Genomic DNA, 15,919 nt, shown 5'->3' on the forward strand with positions numbered 1-15,919 from the left:
GGCTACCGCTGGGTAGCGTATGCCCGGATCTTCCGTGGTCAGGGGAGCTGGTCATGTCGGAGCGGATCGAGGGGCACGGCGGGGCGCTCGCGCTGGCGGCGCTGCGGGCACACGGGGTGCGGGAGATGTTCACCCTCTCCGGAGGGCACGTCTTCCCGCTCTACGACGCCGCGCACCAGCTCGGGTTTCCGATCTATGACGTCCGGCACGAGCAGTCGGCGGTCTTCGCGGCCGAGGCGGTCGCAAAGCTGCAGCGCCGCCCCGGCCTCGCCGTACTGACCGCCGGACCGGGCGTCACCAACGGCATCTCCGGGTTGACCAGCTCCTTCTTCAACGCGTCACCGATCCTGGTGCTCGGTGGGCGAGCACCACAGTTTCGGTGGGGCGCGGGCAGTCTCCAGGAGCTGGATCACCTGCCGTTGGTTGCCCCGGTGACCAAGCACGCCGAGACGGTGTTGCGCCCCGAGGACATCCCCCGCGCGGTGGGTGCCGCGTTGACCACGGCGCTCACCCCGCATCGCGGCCCGGTCTTTGTGGACCTCCCCCTGGAGGTGGCCTTCTCGGTGGCCGATGCCGACCTGCCGGCCGTCGCTCCGATCGCCCCGATCGAGGCGGACCCGGCGGAGGTGGCGAAGGCCGCCGACCTGATCGCCCGGGGTCAGCGACCCGTGCTCATCGCCGGCTCCGACGTCTACGCCGGCGATGCCGTTGCCGCGCTGCGCGCGGCGGCCGAGGCCCTCACGGTGCCGGTCTTCACCAACGGCATGGGCCGGGGCGCGCTGCCGCCGGAGCACCCGCTCGCCTTCGCCAAGTCCCGCCGGGTGGCGTTGCAGCAGGCCGACGTGGTGGTGGTCGTCGGCACGCCGCTGGACTTCCGGCTCAACTTCGGCGACTTCGGCGCCGCGGCGGTGGTGCATGTCGTGGACGCGCCGGGTCAGCGTGCCGGGCACCGCCAGCCGGCGGCCGCACCCGCCGGCGACCTGCGACTGATTCTGTCCGCCTTCGCCGACCACCCCGGCGCCCGCAGCGACCACACGGAGTGGGTCGCCGAGTTGCGGGCCGCCGAGGACGCCGCCCGCACCCGCGACGCCGCGGAGATGGCCGCGGAGACCGACCCGATCCGGCCCGCCCGGGTCTACGGCGAACTGCGCCGCGTGCTGGCCCGAGACGCGATCACCATTGGCGACGGCGGCGACTTCGTCTCGTACGCGGGGCGGTACCTGGAGCCCGCCCAGCCCGGCACCTGGCTCGACCCCGGTCCGTACGGCTGCCTCGGCACCGGGATGGGCTACGCCATGGGCGCGCGGGTCACCCATCCGGACCGGCAGATCTGCGTACTGATGGGGGACGGCGCGGCCGGCTTCTCCCTGCTGGATGTGGAGTCGTTGGTTCGGCAGCGGTTGCCGGTGGTGATCGTCGTCGGCAACAACGGCGTCTGGGGGCTGGAGAAGCATCCGATGCGGGCGCTGTACGGCTACGACGTGGCCGCCGACCTCCAGCCGGAGCTCCGTTACGACCAGGTGGTCCAGGCGCTGGGCGGTGCGGGCGAGACCGTGACGAGCGCCACCGACCTGGGGGCTGCGCTGCGGCGGGCCTTCGCGGCCGGCGTGCCGTATCTGGTCAACGTGGTTACCGACCCGGCTGACGCGTACCCCCGGTCGTCGAATCTCGCCTGAGACGGGTCAGGCGTCGGGTCGCTTCTGCTCACCGTCCCGGCGGCGCAGATCGTCCTCCCGGCGGCGCAGGTCCTCCTCCCAGCGGCGGAAGAGCTCCCGGTCGGCCTGGCTCTGGGTGCGTTCCTCGACCGAACGGAGAAACTCAGGGTCGTCGTCCGGGGCGACCGGGCGGCGCCGGCGCCCGGTGAGACCGTTGCCGGCCGGCCGGCCGGCTCCGGGCTGACCGACTCTGGTCTCCCGGCCGGCGACGAACCAGGCGATCGAGCCGACCAGCGGGAAGAAGAGGATGACCAGCACCCAGGCGATCCGGGGCAGGGCGCGGATGTCGCCCTCCTCGGCCGAGAGACAGCTGATCAACGCGACGACGGCGAGGACGACCTGCGCGAGGAAGAGGAGAACGTACAGCCGAGCCATGACACCATCATGACGTACCCGTGGTTGTTGCCGCACCCCGCGGCGGGCGCGACATTTACACTCCGTGATCATGGAGCAGCGGTTGACGGCCGAGGAGCGGCTGACCCTCAAGACGGGCGCCTTCGGCGCGGTCGTCCTCGTGTCAAATGTGGAGCCCGGTGTGCTGGCGCTGGTTCGGGAGAGCTTCGCCGCCTCCGCCGCGCTGGCTGACTCCAGTGGGATGGTCAAGGCGGTGCTGACCAGTGGTCCCCTGCCTCGACTGCCGCGCGATTCGGAGCTCGAGATCGAGTCTGTGGTGCTGCCGGCGCTGACCCGGGCGGTGGCGATCCTGCGGGAGAAGTCGCCGCAGGACGTGCGGACCTACCAGGAGGTGGTGTTGGCCGCCGCCGACCAGGCGGCCGGGGCCCACCGGGGGGTCACCCCGCGGGAGACAGCGATGATCGAGCGCATTCGGGGTGCGCTGGTGGAGCCGGCCTGAGTCACCCCGGTGAGCTGTGTCACCATACGGGCCCCGGAGGCGGAAGCTACTTGTGGGTAACATGGCGTCGTGGGCAACCGCACAGCGTCCGCGGTTGACCGCACGTTGAGTTACGCGGGAGGCTGCGCCCCATACCGGGCGAGCGAATCGCATCAACCACAGGAGGGTCGTCGAAGCGCGATGAATATCGTCGTACTCGTCAAGCAGGTGCCCGATTCGGGCGCGGACCGCAACCTGCGTACTGACGACAACACCGTCGACCGCGGTTCGGCGAACAACGTCATCAACGAGATGGACGAGTACGCCATCGAGGAGGCGTTGAAGATCAAGGAGGCGCACGGCGGCGAGGTCACCCTCCTGACCATGGGGCCCGACCAGGCGACCGAGTCGATCCGCAAGGCGCTCTCCATGGGGCCGGACAAGGCCGTACACGTCCTGGACGACGCCCTGGCCGGGTCCTGCGCGGTGACCACCGCCAAGGTGCTCAGCGCCGCGCTCGGGCAGCTGAACGCCGATCTGGTGCTCTGTGGTGCCGAGTCCACCGACGGCCGGGTCCAGGTCCTACCGCACATGATCGCCGAGCGGCTCGGCGTCGCCGCGCTGACCGGCGCCCGGAAGCTCACCGTCGACGGCGGCACGCTCACCATCGAGCGGCAGACCGAGGAGGGCTACGAGGTGATCACCGCCGAGACGCCCGCCGTGGTCTCCGTCTGGGACACCATCAACGAGCCGCGCTACCCCTCTTTCAAGGGCATCATGGCCGCCAAGAAGAAGCCGGTGCAGACCCTGCCCCTGGCCGACCTCGGTGTCGCCCCGGCCGAGGTGGGCCACGCCGGCGCGACCAGCGCCGTGCTGGAGCACAGCAAGCGCCCGCCGCGCTCCAGCGGCACGAAGGTCACCGACGAGGGCGCCGGCGGCACGCAGCTGGTCGAGTTCCTCGCCACCGAGAAGTTCGTGTGAGAGCAGGTCTGGACATGTCTGAGGTTCTCGTCGTCGTCGAAGCCACCCAGGAGTTCGGCGTCAAGAAGGTCACCCTGGAGATGCTCACCCTCGCCCGTGGCCTGGGTACGCCGAGCGCGGTCGTGCTCGGCGGCCCCGGCGCAGCCGAGGCGCTGAGCGCGAAGCTGGGTGAGTACGGGGCAGCGAAGATCTACGCCGCCGAGAGCGCGGAGATCGACGGCTACCTGGTCGCGCCCAAGGCCACCGTCCTGGCCGAGTTGGTTACGCGGGTGCAGCCCGCCGCCGTGCTGCTCGCCTCCGCCCAGGAGGGCAAGGAGATCGCCGCTCGGCTCGCGGTGAAGCTCGACAACGGCATCCTGACCGACGTGGTCGGGCTGGACGCCGACGGCACCGCGACGCAGGTCGTCTTCGCCGGCTCCACCATCGTGAAGTCCAAGGTCACCCGTGGCCTGCCGCTGGTCACCGTTCGGCCGAACTCGGTCACCCCGGAACCGGCCGCGGCCACCCCGGCCGTCGAGCAGCTCACCGTCTCGGTCCCGGCCGCCGACAAGCTCGCCCGGGTCGTCAACCGGGTCGCCGAGCAGAAGGGCAGCCGTCCGGAGCTGACCGAGGCGTCGGTCGTCGTCTCCGGCGGCCGTGGGGTCGGCACCGCCGACAACTTCAAGCTCGTCGAGGAGCTGGCGGACCTGCTCGGTGGCGCCGTCGGCGCATCCCGCGCCGCCGTCGACTCGGGCTACTACCCGCACCAGTTCCAGGTGGGTCAGACCGGCAAGACGGTCTCCCCGCAGCTCTACATCGCGCTCGGTATCTCCGGCGCGATCCAGCACCGGGCCGGCATGCAGACCTCAAAGACGATCATCGCGGTCAACAAGGACGGTGAGGCGCCGATCTTCGAACTCGCCGACTTCGGCGTGGTGGGCGACCTGTTCAAGGTCGTACCGCAGACCGCCGAGGAGATCCGCAAGCGCCGGTGAGCTGACTTGTCGTCCACGACCAGCGCCGGGAGCCCCACGAGGTTCCCGGCGCTGGTCGTATCGGCGTCCACGCACCGCCGCCCCGTCAACCTGCGAGGATGGCCTGCGTGCCCGTACGCACCCCGGCCGAGGCAGGGAACGAGGAGCGCGGATGCCGAGGACGCCCGACCGGGGTCACCACGCGTTGGCCCTGCCCGAGGTCGTGCTGCTGCTTGAGACCGACACCGAGCGCGGCCTGAGTGACGCGGCGGCGGCCGACCGCCGGGAGCGCTTCGGGGCCAACGTCCTGCCGGCCGCCCGTCGCGGCGGCCTGCTCCGCCGGCTGCTCCGCCAGTTCCAGAACCCCCTCGTGTACGTGTTGGTGGGTGCCGGCCTGGTCACGCTGTTGCTCGCCGAGTACGTCGACTCGGTCGTGATCTTCGGTGTGGTCCTGGTCAACGCCCTGGTCGGGTTCCTGCAGGAGTCCAGGGCGGAGGCCGCGCTGGACGCGTTGCGGTCGATGGTGCGGACCGAGACCCGGGTGGTCCGGGATGGCCAACCGCGGCGGGTGCCGTCGGCGGAGGTCGTCCCCGGGGACCTGGTGCTGGTCGAGGCGGGGGAGAAGGTCCCCGCTGACCTGCGCCTGGCCCGGGCCGACGAGGTCAGGGTCGATGAGTCGGCCCTGACCGGTGAGTCACAGCCCGTCCGCAAGGACGAGGTCGTCGTCCCGGACGGGACGCCGGTGGCCGATCGTCGGAACCTGCTCTACTCCGGAACGCTTGTCACCGGCGGCTCGGCGGCCGGTCTGGTCACGGCCACCGGTGCCGAGACGGAGCTGGGTCGGATTCATCGCCTGATCGGCAGCGCCCAGGTGCTGGACACCCCGCTCACGACCAAACTGGCCCGATTCAGCCGGCTGCTCACCGTCGTGATCCTGGTGCTCGCCGGGGTGGCCTTCGGAGTCGGCATCCTCCGGGGGGAGAGCGGCAGTGAGATGTTCACCGCCGCCGTGGCGTTGGCGGTGGGGGCCATTCCCGAAGGGCTGCCGGCGGCGGTGACGATCACGCTGGCGATCGGGGTGGGGCGGATGGCCCGCCGGCGAGCGGTGATCCGGCGACTGCCGGCGGTGGAGACGCTGGGCAGCACGACGGTGATCTGTACGGACAAGACCGGCACCCTGACCGAGAACCAGATGACGGTACGGGCGCTCTGGACAGTCGCCGGCCGGTATGAGGTCACCGGCAGCGGATACCGGCCAGCCGGTGAGCTCCGGGGGCTCGACGGCGAGGCCGCCCGGATCTCCGATGCCGGGGCGCTGCGCTGGTCGCTGCTCGCCGGGGTGGCCTGCAACGACGCTCGGCTGGTCGAGCGGGACGAGGAGTACGTGGTGCTCGGCGACCCGACCGAGGGCGCGATGCTGGTGGTGGCGGCCAAGGGTGGCCTGTGGGCCGCGGCGGTGGCCGAGGAGTTGCCCCGGGTCGCGTCGATCCCGTTCACCTCGGAGCGGCGGTTCATGGCGACCCTGCACGATGTTCGGGACGGCGGACGGGTGGTGCTGGTCAAGGGCGCGGTCGAGCGGCTGGTGGAGTGGAGCGTCGGGGCGCTGGACGAGCAGGGGCAACCGGTGCCACTGGACCGGGAGGAGGTGCTGGCCGCCGCCGGAGCGCTCGCCGGCGAGGGGCTGCGGGTGCTGGCCACGGCGCAGGTGCGGCTGGACGGCGCGGCCGAGTTGGCGGAGCAGGAGTTACCCGGCAGCCTGGTCTTCACCGGTCTGCACGCCATGCTTGATCCGCCCCGGGCCGCGGTCGCCGATGCGATCGCGGCCAGCCAGCGAGCCGGAATCTCGGTAAAGATGATCACCGGCGACCACCAGAGCACCGCGCGCGCCATCGCCGGTCGCCTCGGACTGCTGGCCGCGGAGCCGGGGCCCGGCGCGGTGCTCTCCGGTACCGACCTGGCGCGGCTCTCGCCCGCCGACAGCCCGGCGGCGGTGGACCGGGCGGCGGTCTTCGCCCGGGTGTCGCCGGAGCAGAAGCTGCGGCTGGTGGAGGCGTTGCAGGCCGATGGGCAGGTGGTGGCCATGACGGGGGACGGCGTGAACGACGCGCCGGCCCTGCGGCAGGCCGACATCGGGGTGGCGATGGGACGCAGCGGCACCGAGGTGGCGAAGGAGGCGTCGGACATCATCCTCACCGATGACGACTTCACCACGATCGAGGCGGCCGTCGAGGAGGGGCGGGGCGTCTTCGCCAACCTCACCAAGTTCATCACCTGGACCCTGCCCACCAACGCGGCCGAGGGCATGCTGGTCCTCGTCGCCATCGTGCTCGGCACCGCGTTGCCCATCCTGCCCAGCCAGATCCTCTGGATCAACATGACCTCGGCGGTGCTGCTCGGGCTGACGCTCGCGTTCGAGCCGAAGGAGGGCGGGATCATGTCCCGGCCGCCCCGGGATCCGGCCCAGCCGCTGCTGACCGGCGCTCTGGTGGTGCGGATTCTGCTCGTCTCCGCACTGGTCGTGGCCGGTGCCTGGTGGGTGTTTGAGTGGGAGCGCAGCGGCGGCGCGGAACTGGCGCAGGCTCGTACCGCGGCGGTGAACCTCGTCGTCGCGGTGCAGGTCTTCTATCTGTTCAGCTGCCGGTCGTTGCGCCACTCGGCGTGGCGGCTGGGGCTGTTCAGCAATCGCTGGCTGATCGGCGGGGTGCTGCTGCAGGCCCTCGGCCAGGTGGCGCTCACCTACCTGCCGGTGTTGAACACGTTGTTCCGGACGGCGCCCATCGGTCCCGGAACGTGGCTGCGGATCCTGGGCGTCGCCCTCGTGGCCGGTGCCGTCGTGGCACTCGACAAGCGGTTCGGCTGGTTCGGCCGCCGGCTCGGCTGAGCCGAGCTGGCGTGCCCACGCGGTGCGACTCTTCCCTCGGGAAGCCCGCCGGCTTCCGGCTGACGCCGATTCGGTCGTTAGGCTGGCCCTGATGGCTTATCTGGATCATGCGGCGACCACTCCGATGCTCGACGTGGCGTTGGAGGCGTACGTCGCCACCGCTCGCGAGGTCGGCAACGCCTCCGCCCTGCACGGGGCGGGCCGCCAGGCCCGCCGCCGCGTGGAGGAGTCGCGCGAGCGGGTGGCCGCCGCGTTGGGTGCCCGCCCCGCCGAAGTGATCTTCACCGGTGGTGGCACCGAGAGTGACAACCTCGCGGTCAAGGGCATTTTTTGGGCCCGCCGATCCGCCGATCCCCGGCGGACCCGGGTGGTGTCCAGCGCGGTGGAGCACCACGCGGTGCTCGACGCCGTCGACTGGCTGGCCGCGCAGGAGGGCGCCGAGGCGAGCTGGCTCCCGGTCGATGCCCTCGGCCGGGTCACCCCGCAGCGGCTGCGCGCCGAGTTGGCCACCGCCGCCGACCAGGTGGCGGTGATCACGACGATGTGGGCCAGTAACGAGGTGGGTACGGTCCAGCCGGTCGCCGAGTTGGCCGCGGTGGCCGCCGAGCACGGGGTGCCGCTGCACACCGACGCGGTCCAGGCGGTCGGTCAGGTGGCGGTGGACTTCGCCGCCAGTGGCGTCTCGGCGTTGACCGTGACCGGGCACAAGCTCGGCGGGCCGGCTGGGGTTGGTGCCCTGGTGCTCGCCCGGGACGTCGCGGTGACCCCGCTGCTGCACGGGGGTGGCCAGGAGCGGGATGTCCGCTCGGGGACCTTGGACACGGCCGGAATCGTCGCTTTCGCGGTCGCCCTGGAGACGGCGGTTCGACACCAGCAGCAGTACGCGGCCCGGGTCGCCGCGCTCCGGGACGACCTCGTGACGCGGGTGCGGCAGGCGGTGCCGGAGGCGGTGCTCAACGGGGACCCGAACGATCGCCTGCCCGGCAACGCGCACTTCTCCTTTCCCGGCTGTGCCGGCGATGCGCTGCTGCTCCTGCTCGACGCGCAGGGCATCGCCTGCTCCACCGGCTCGGCCTGCTCGGCGGGGGTCGCCCAGCCCAGTCATGTGCTGCTCGCGATGGGTGCCGACAGCGCTCGTGCCGGCTCCTCGCTACGCTTCACGCTCGGTCACACCAGTACATCGGCGGAGGTTGACGCGCTGATCGCGGCCCTGCCGGAGGCGGTCGACCGGGCCCGGCGGGCCGGTGGCCTCCGCGCTTCGCGCTGACCCGTCGACGCCCGGCGGCAGTTAGCCGCTTCGCCGGCACCGTCGGCGGAGAGCGGGGCGCTGGGTTTGGGGGCGGCGGCCAGGGTGGTTACGCTCGTCCGGGCGCCACCGTGGTGCCGGACGGTGTGGGGAAGGTGGTCGGGGTGCGGGTGCTGGCGGCGATGTCGGGCGGCGTGGACTCCGCGGTCGCGGCGGCGCGGGCTGCCGAGGCGGGGCATGACGTGACCGGGGTGCACCTGGCGCTGGCCCGCAACCCGCAGACCTATCGCACCGGCGCCCGGGGCTGCTGCACGCTGGAGGACTCCCGGGACGCCCGGCGGGCCGCCGACGTGCTCGGCATCCCGTTCTATGTGTGGGACATGGCTGAGCGGTTCCAGGCCGACGTGGTGGACGACTTCGTCGCCGAGTACGCGGCCGGCCGTACCCCGAATCCCTGTCTTCGCTGCAACGAGAAGATCAAGTTTGCCGCGGTGCTGGACCGGGCCGTGGCCCTGGGCTTCGACGCCGTCGTCACCGGCCACCACGCGCGGCTCGGCGCCGACGGGTTGCTGCGCCGTAGCGTCGATCTCGCCAAGGACCAGTCCTACGTGCTCGGCGTGCTCACCCGCGAGCAGCTGAGCCGGTCGATGTTCCCGCTGGGGGATTCGACGAAGACGCAGGTCCGAGCGGAGGCGACCCGGCGCGGCCTGGCGGTGGCCGACAAGCCGGACTCGCACGACATCTGCTTCGTCGCCGACGGGGACACCCGTGGTTTCCTCGCCCAGCGACTCGGCACGGCGCCCGGCGATGTCGTTGACGATGCCACCGGCGAGGTGGTGGGCCGGCACACCGGGGCATACGCCTACACCGTCGGGCAGCGGCGCGGGCTGCACCTGGACCGCCCGGCCCCGGACGGTCGCCCCCGCTACGTCCTGTCGATCACCCCGAAGACCAACACGGTGACGGTGGGCCCGGCCGAGGCGTTGGCGGTGTCCCAGGTGCAGGGGCGGCGTCCGGTGTGGATCGGCGGGCCCCGGCCGGCCGATCCGGTCGAGTGTGAGGTGCAGTTGCGTGCGCACGGCAACGTGGTGTCGGCGACCGTGGCGGTGACCGGCGACGGGCTCCGGGCCGAGCTGCATCAGCCGGTCCGCGGGGTGGCGGCCGGCCAGGCGATCGTGGCTTACCGCCCGGACCCGGCGGGTGACATCGTGCTCGGCTCCGCCACCATCGCGGCCTGACCCGCCCGGGTGGCCCGGCGGCGGTCGTCCGCGAATCGGATAGTCTTCGACCGTGAGTGATCAGCCGTGGCCGTGGCCCGCGGGTGCGGCGACCGGTGTCGGGTCGCTGCCCGGCACCGACATCGCGGAGGCCCAGCGGATCGTCCTCGGTGAGCTGCCCCTCCTTCCCCACCTGCCCGAGTTGCCCGCCCGTGGCCCGGGCGCGGAGCTGATCGGCCGGACCGCCGGGTTGCTGGTGGAGCTGCCGGTCGAGCTCTACGCTGCCCGGTGGCGCGTCGCCTCCCGCCCGGGCCGGGACCGGCGCCGGGCCCGGGACCTGATGGAGCGGGATCTGGACCAACTCGCCGCGCAGGCCGAGGCGTACGCCGGGCCGGTCAAGGTCCAGGTCGCCGGGCCGCTGACCCTGGCCGCGGCGGTGGAGCTGCCGGTGGGCGGCCGGTTGGTACGCGATCCCGGCGCGGTGCGGGACCTGGTCGGCTCCCTGGCCGAGGGGGTACGGGAACACGTCGCGGCCGTCACGCGTCGGCTACCGCGGGCCTCGGTGCTGCTGCAGCTGGACGAGCCGTCGTTGCCGGCGGTGCTCGCCGGTCGGGTGCCGACCGAGAGCGGGTTCGGGACGTATCAGCCGGTGGAGCCGGGCCGGGCCCGCAGCCTGCTGCGCGAGGTCGTCGTCGCCGCCGACGTACCGGTCGTGGTGCACTGCTGCGCCCCGGACGTGCCGCTGGAGTTGATTCGGGAGGTCGGCGCGGTTGGTGCGGCCCTCGATCTCGACCTGGTCACCGACCTGGATCCGCTGGGTGAGGCGATCGACGCCGGGCTGGGCCTCCTGGCCGGTGCCGTGCCCACGCGACCGGCGTCGGCCGGCGACGCACCGACGTCGGCGCAGGTCGCCGAGCGGGTCCGCCGGCTCTGGGACCGCCTCGGGTTCCCCCGTCGGCAGCTCGCCGAGCAGGTTGTCGTCACGCCGGCCTGTGGGTTGGCGAACGCCACCGGAGGGCACACCCGAGCGGTCCTCGCCGCCTGCCGGGACGCGGGACGGCGGTTGAGCGAGCAGGGGTGAGCGGCGCGGGCTGGGTGTTGCCTGACTCGGGCAACCGCTCCCGCCGGTGACTCGCGCAATCGCTCCCGCCGGTGACTCGCGCAACCGCTCCCGCCGGTGGCCGGGCGGCCGTCCGGGTCGGGGCTGGCGGCCGGTATCGCCTCGCCGTCGCGGACGCGGGCGGGCGACCGGCGCAATGTCTCACCGCCCCGATACGGTTCCCGGGGTAGGGAAGAATGGGAGGTCAGGGCGATGTCCGAGGATGCCATCGGCCAGCAGGTCCCTGCGGGGCAGGAGGCGGCGGCCGGCGCGGAGCCGACCCCGGCGGCGCGCGAGCGGCATGCGACGCTCAGCCGGGAGCTGACCGAGCACCAATACCGCTACTACGTGCTCGACGCGCCGACCGTCTCCGACGCGGCCTTCGATGAGCAGCTGCGGGAGTTGGCGGCGCTGGAGGCGGAGTTCCCGGCCCTGCGCACGCCGGACTCGCCGACGCAGCGGGTGGGGGGCGCCTTCTCCACCGACTTCACCCCGGTGGCGCACGCCGAGCGGATGATGTCGCTCGACAACGCCTTCTCCGACGAGGAGCTGGCGGCCTGGGCCGAGCGGGTCGAGCGGGATGCCGGTGGCCCGGTTCCCTACCTCTGCGAGCTGAAGGTGGACGGCCTCGCGATCAATCTGAGCTACGAGCAGGGGCGTCTGGTCCGGGCGGCCACCCGCGGGGACGGCCGCACCGGCGAGGATGTGACGGCGAACGTCCGCAGCATTCGGGACGTGCCGGGGGAGCTGACGCCGTCGGCCGAGTTTCCGGAGATCCCCACTTTCCTCGAGGTCCGCGGTGAGATCTACTTCCCGGTCGCCGGCTTCGCGGATCTGAACGCCGGGCTGGTCGAGCAGGGGCGGGCCCCCTTCGCCAACCCGCGCAACGCGGCCGCCGGCAGCCTGCGGCAGAAGGATCCACGGGTCACCGCGTCCCGGCCGCTGCGGCTGGTCGTGCATGGCTTCGGGGCCCGCCGGGGCTGGGCGCCGAGCACTCAGTCCGAGTCGTACGCGGCGTTGCGGGCCTGGGGGCTGCCGACCAGCGATCGGTGGCGGGTGGTGCCGGGGCTGACCGGTGTGGCGGAGTACATCGCGCACTACGCCGCGCACCGGCACGACGTCGAGCACGAGATTGATGGCGTGGTGGTGAAGGTCGACCCGGTGGCGATTCAGGGCCGACTGGGTTCGACCAGCCGGGCACCGCGTTGGGCGATCGCGTTCAAGTACCCGCCGGAGGAGGTCAACACCCGGCTGCTCGACATCGACGTGAACGTCGGGCGCACCGGCCGGGTCACTCCCTTCGCGGTCCTGGAGCCGGTCCGGGTGGCCGGGTCGACGGTGGCGCTGGCCACCCTGCACAACGCCCGCGAGGTGGAGCGCAAGGGGGTGTTGATCGGCGACACGGTGGTGATCCGGAAGGCCGGTGACGTCATTCCCGAGGTGCTTGGCCCGGTGGTCGAGCTGCGCCCACCGGAGGCTCGGCCGTTCGTGATGCCGAGCCGGTGCCCGTGCTGCGACACCCCGCTGGCGCCGGCGAAGGAGGGCGACATCGACATCCGTTGCCCCAACGCGCGTAGCTGCCCGGCCCAGCTCCGGGAGCGGGTCTTCCACCTCGCTGGGCGGGGGGCCTTCGACATCGAGGTCCTGGGCTACAAGGGGGCCGCCGCGTTGCTCGACGCCCAGATCATCACCGATGAGGGCGACCTGTTCACTCTCGACACCGCGCAGTTGGCGCGGTCCCCGTTCTTCGTCAACAAGGACGGCAGCCTCGGCAGCAATGCGGTCAAGTTGCTGGAGAACCTGGCCGTGGCCAAGGAGCGCGAGCTCTGGCGGGTGCTGGTGGCGCTCTCCATCCGGCACGTCGGCCCGACCGCGGCGCAGGCCCTGGCCCGGCACTTCCGGTCGGTCGAGGCGATTGACCAGGCCGGGGAGGAGGAGCTGTCGGCTGTTGACGGAGTCGGGCCGACCATCGCGGCGAGCGTGCGGGAGTGGTTCGCCGTGGGTTGGCACCGCGAGGTGGTGCGGAAGTGGGCCGAGGCCGGGGTGCGGATGGCGGAGAAGGCCGTCGAGCAGGGGCCGCGCCCGCTGGAGGGGGTGACCGTGGTGGTGACCGGGACACTTGCCGGCTTCTCCCGGGACCAGGCGGCCGAGGCGATCAAGTCGCGCGGCGGCAAGGTCACCGGCTCGGTCTCGAAGAAGACCGCCTTTGTGGTGGTCGGTGACAACCCTGGGACGAAGGCGGAGAAGGCGGCGAGCCTGAAGGTGCCGGTGCTGGACGAAGAGGGTTTTGCGGTGCTGCTCGACGCGGGCTCCGAGGCCGCTCAGGCGGTGGCCCGGGTCGAGGACTGACCGGCGGCCGTGGGCGCGTATACCAACTTAATTACGACTACGACCGATTCGTGGCTGTCGTACGGGGAATTGTGGCTCCTGGGGCGTTACATGGGGGACACGGCGTACACCTGGGTGCGCCGACCCTGACCCGCGGGAGGTGTGATGGCGACGGCCGACCCGCGCAACTTCGTCCCACCAGGACGGAGCGCGCCGTTCTTCGCCTTCGTGGCGGTGGTCCTCGCCGTGGCCGCGCTGACGTCGGCGGCTCCGTTGCTTGCCCTCCCGGACCAGGTGTTCCGGCTGCCCGCCGCGTTCTGGACCATGGCGGTGCTGGCGGTCGCCGGAGACGCTTGGCCGTTCGTCCCAGCGGGGCGGCGGCGGTCGTCGGTCATGTTTCCGTCAATCTGCTTCACCTTCGCCATCCTGCTCGGCTGGGGGCTGGGCCCGGCGGTCGCCGTGCAGGCGGTGGCGGTCGTGGTGTCCGGAGTCCGAATGGGGCACGCCAGTTGGCGAATCGCCTTCAACGCCGGTCAGTACGCCTGTGCCCTCGCCGCCGCCCATGTTCTGATCGGCCTCGGCCCGGGCGACCTGGTCGGTGGCGGGCAGCTCAGTGGGACCGACGTGGTGGCGGTCAGTGGCGCGATGCTCGCCTGGTTCACCGTCAACTACGGGCTGGTCAGCACGGCGGTGTGGCTGCGGTTCGGGGCACGTTGGCGGCCGGGGATGGGTTTCGAGCTGCTCTCCACCGGTTCGCTGCTGCTGCTCGCGCCGGTGCTGATCACCGCGGCCCAGGCGAGCGCGGCGCTGGTCCCGCTGGTGCTGGCGCCGCTGTTCGCGGTCTACCAGATGGCCCGGCTCAGCGCCGAGCAGCAGCAGCTCGCCTCTCTCGATCCCCTCACCGGCCTGCCCAACCGGAACGCACTGGTCGCCGAGGTCGGCGCGCGGCTGCACCGGCACGCGGAGCGGGCCGCGGATGGTTCGGCGCCGGCCCGCATGGCGCTGCTGCTGCTCGATCTGGACCGGTTCAAGCACGTCAACGACGCGCTCGGGCACGCCGTCGGCGATCGGCTGCTGGTCGAGGTGGGCGCCCGGCTGACCGAGGTCGCCGATGGGGACCTGGTGGCCCGGCTCGGCGGGGACGAGTTCGCCATCGTGCTGACCGGGCTGACCGACGTCGCCGAGGCACGCGACCGGGCGGGCCGGGTGGTGGCCGCGTTGGCCGAGCCGGTCACGCTGGACGGGCTGCCGCTGGATGTCGGCGGGTCGATCGGGGTCGCGCTCTTCCCCGACCACGGTGAGGACTTCACCACCCTGATGCGCCACGCCGATGTGGCGATGTACGACGCGAAGCAGCGCAACGACACGGTCGCCGTCTACGTGGCCGAGTCCGACCACAACTCGGCCGAGCGGCTGGGTCTCCTGGCCGACCTGCGTCGGGTCCTCGCCTCCGGGTTACGCCCCGACGCGGACGGCGGTGGGGCGGACCCGGGGCGCAACGGTTCGGCGCGTCCGGTGCTCGGCGGCGCCGACGCGGTGCTGCCCGGCACGAGCGGGTCGAGCCCGGGCCGGTGGTCGCGGTGGGGCCGGCGGCAGCGCGTGCACCTGGTCCACTCCGACGAGCTGATCCAGCGGATCGTCACCGCCGCCGACCCGATTCGCCGCCGCGCCATCGTCGGCCCGGCCGGCCTGCCGGCCTCCGGCGAGACCGTTGAACCGCTCGCCGCCGCCACCGACGGAGCCGGGGGGCCGGAGCTCACCGCGGCGGTGGGGTGCGCCGGTGGCCTGGCTGACCCGGCCGGCGCGGGTGAGATAACCATGTACTACCAGCCGCAGGTCGCCATCGCGACCGGGGAGGTGGTCGGGGTCGAGGCACTGCTGCGCTGGCGCCACCCCCGGCGCGGGATGGTCGACCCGGAGGAGCTGATCCGGGTGGCCGAGCAGAGCGCGGTGATGCGCCTGCTCACCTTGCGGGTCATCGACGACGTGGTGGCGCAGCTGGGACGGTGGCAGGCGGCGGGTGTGGTCCTCCGGGCCGCCCTGAACGTCAGCGTCCGGGACCTGCACACCGGGGAGATCGCCGATCGGATCGCGGAGCGACTCGCCCAGCACGACGTACCGCCGCAGCGCCTCCAGCTGGAGATCACCGAGGGGGCGTTGATGGCCGACCCGCGGCGGGTGCTCGCCACCATCACCCGGCTGCACCGGCTCGGCGTGGGAATCGCCCTGGACGACTTCGGTACCGGCTTCTCCTCCCTGCAACACCTGCGGCGGCTACCGCTCACCGAGGTCAAGGTGGACCGCTCCTTCGTGCTCGGGATGACCGAGGACGCCGACGACGCGGCGATCGTCACCTCGGTGGTCGAGCTGGCCCGGGCGCTCGGGCTACGGGCGGTGGCCGAAGGGGTGGAGGACGAGCGAACCTGGCGGATGCTGCACGCGATTGGCTGCGACGCCGCGCAGGGCTGGTTCTATGCCCGGCCGATGCCGGCCGAGGAGCTTGTCGCCTGGCTGGCCCGGCATCGCCCGGTCCGCCCGACGCCGGGCCCGGAGGCCGCCGTCGGGCCGCACCCTGCCCGTTGACCGGCAACCCCGCCGTCGCTCCGCTGAGGGGGGAGTCGGGGCAGCGGCGTCGGGCGGGAGCAATAGACTCGCTGCGGTCACCGC

General features: G+C 72.6%; 11 protein-coding genes. 10 read left to right on the forward strand and 1 reads right to left on the reverse strand.

What is annotated here, in order from left to right:
* The first annotated feature begins 53 nt into the window (after positions 1–53).
* Positions 54–1,676 (forward strand): acetolactate synthase, encoded by a 1,623-nt coding sequence (locus B118_RS0103850; protein WP_028192396.1) that lies wholly within the window; start codon positions 54–56, stop codon positions 1,674–1,676.
* Positions 1,677–1,682: 6 nt separating this feature from the next.
* Here the strand turns inward: B118_RS0103850 and B118_RS0103855 are convergent, their stop codons facing one another.
* Positions 1,683–2,090, reverse strand: coding sequence for a PLD nuclease N-terminal domain-containing protein (locus tag B118_RS0103855; protein WP_027645338.1), 408 nt, complete (start codon positions 2,088–2,090; stop codon positions 1,683–1,685).
* Positions 2,091–2,154: 64 nt separating this feature from the next.
* Between B118_RS0103855 and B118_RS0103860 the strand changes: the two genes are divergently transcribed.
* The 9 genes from B118_RS0103860 (at position 2,155) to B118_RS0103905 (ending at position 15,835) form a co-directional block, all read left to right on the forward strand.
* Positions 2,155–2,568 (forward strand): hypothetical protein, encoded by a 414-nt coding sequence (locus B118_RS0103860; RefSeq protein WP_018220813.1) that lies wholly within the window; start codon positions 2,155–2,157, stop codon positions 2,566–2,568.
* A 180-nt stretch (positions 2,569–2,748) separates the two neighbouring features.
* Complete coding sequence (locus B118_RS0103865) at positions 2,749–3,528, forward strand: electron transfer flavoprotein subunit beta/FixA family protein (RefSeq protein WP_018820780.1); 780 nt, start codon at positions 2,749–2,751, stop codon at positions 3,526–3,528.
* Between the two features lie 14 nt (positions 3,529–3,542).
* Complete coding sequence (locus B118_RS0103870) at positions 3,543–4,502, forward strand: electron transfer flavoprotein subunit alpha/FixB family protein (protein WP_018220811.1); 960 nt, start codon at positions 3,543–3,545, stop codon at positions 4,500–4,502.
* Positions 4,503–4,653: 151 nt separating this feature from the next.
* Complete coding sequence (locus B118_RS0103875) at positions 4,654–7,362, forward strand: HAD-IC family P-type ATPase (protein ID WP_028192397.1); 2,709 nt, start codon at positions 4,654–4,656, stop codon at positions 7,360–7,362.
* Between the two features lie 91 nt (positions 7,363–7,453).
* On the forward strand, positions 7,454–8,629 hold the full coding sequence (locus B118_RS0103880) for a cysteine desulfurase family protein (protein WP_026185359.1): 1,176 nt from the start codon (positions 7,454–7,456) through the stop codon (positions 8,627–8,629).
* Positions 8,630–8,772: 143 nt separating this feature from the next.
* Positions 8,773–9,846 (forward strand): tRNA 2-thiouridine(34) synthase MnmA, encoded by a 1,074-nt coding sequence (gene mnmA / locus B118_RS0103885; RefSeq protein WP_196230979.1) that lies wholly within the window; start codon positions 8,773–8,775, stop codon positions 9,844–9,846.
* Positions 9,847–9,898: 52 nt separating this feature from the next.
* Positions 9,899–10,906 carry a uroporphyrinogen decarboxylase/cobalamine-independent methonine synthase family protein gene (locus B118_RS0103890; protein ID WP_028184447.1) on the forward strand — a complete coding sequence of 336 codons (1,008 nt, stop codon included), beginning with the start codon at positions 9,899–9,901 and terminating at the stop codon, positions 10,904–10,906.
* A 231-nt stretch (positions 10,907–11,137) separates the two neighbouring features.
* On the forward strand, positions 11,138–13,273 hold the full coding sequence (ligA, locus tag B118_RS0103900) for an NAD-dependent DNA ligase LigA (protein ID WP_018220806.1): 2,136 nt from the start codon (positions 11,138–11,140) through the stop codon (positions 13,271–13,273).
* Between the two features lie 144 nt (positions 13,274–13,417).
* Positions 13,418–15,835: a putative bifunctional diguanylate cyclase/phosphodiesterase gene (locus B118_RS0103905; protein ID WP_027645335.1), complete on the forward strand. Its 2,418-nt coding sequence runs from the start codon at positions 13,418–13,420 to the stop codon at positions 15,833–15,835.
* Positions 15,836–15,919 lie beyond the last annotated feature (84 nt).

Origin of the sequence: Salinispora pacifica CNR114 (assembly GCF_000514775.1) — a bacterium.
Lineage (GTDB): Bacteria > Actinomycetota > Actinomycetes > Mycobacteriales > Micromonosporaceae > Micromonospora > Micromonospora pacifica.

Bases quoted from the DNA above. Each gene is read 5' to 3' on its own strand.
- B118_RS0103905 (WP_027645335.1), top strand. From the start codon at position 13,418: ATGGCGACGGCCGACCCGCGCAACTTCGTCCCACCAGGACGGAGCGCG.
- B118_RS0103875 (WP_028192397.1), top strand. From the start codon at position 4,654: ATGCCGAGGACGCCCGACCGGGGTCACCACGCGTTGGCCCTGCCCGAG.
- B118_RS0103855 (WP_027645338.1), bottom strand. From the start codon at position 2,090: ATGGCTCGGCTGTACGTTCTCCTCTTCCTCGCGCAGGTCGTCCTCGCC.
- B118_RS0103870 (WP_018220811.1), top strand. From the start codon at position 3,543: ATGTCTGAGGTTCTCGTCGTCGTCGAAGCCACCCAGGAGTTCGGCGTC.
- B118_RS0103865 (WP_018820780.1), top strand. From the start codon at position 2,749: ATGAATATCGTCGTACTCGTCAAGCAGGTGCCCGATTCGGGCGCGGAC.
- ligA (WP_018220806.1), top strand. From the start codon at position 11,138: ATGTCCGAGGATGCCATCGGCCAGCAGGTCCCTGCGGGGCAGGAGGCG.
- B118_RS0103850 (WP_028192396.1), top strand. From the start codon at position 54: ATGTCGGAGCGGATCGAGGGGCACGGCGGGGCGCTCGCGCTGGCGGCG.
- B118_RS0103880 (WP_026185359.1), top strand. From the start codon at position 7,454: ATGGCTTATCTGGATCATGCGGCGACCACTCCGATGCTCGACGTGGCG.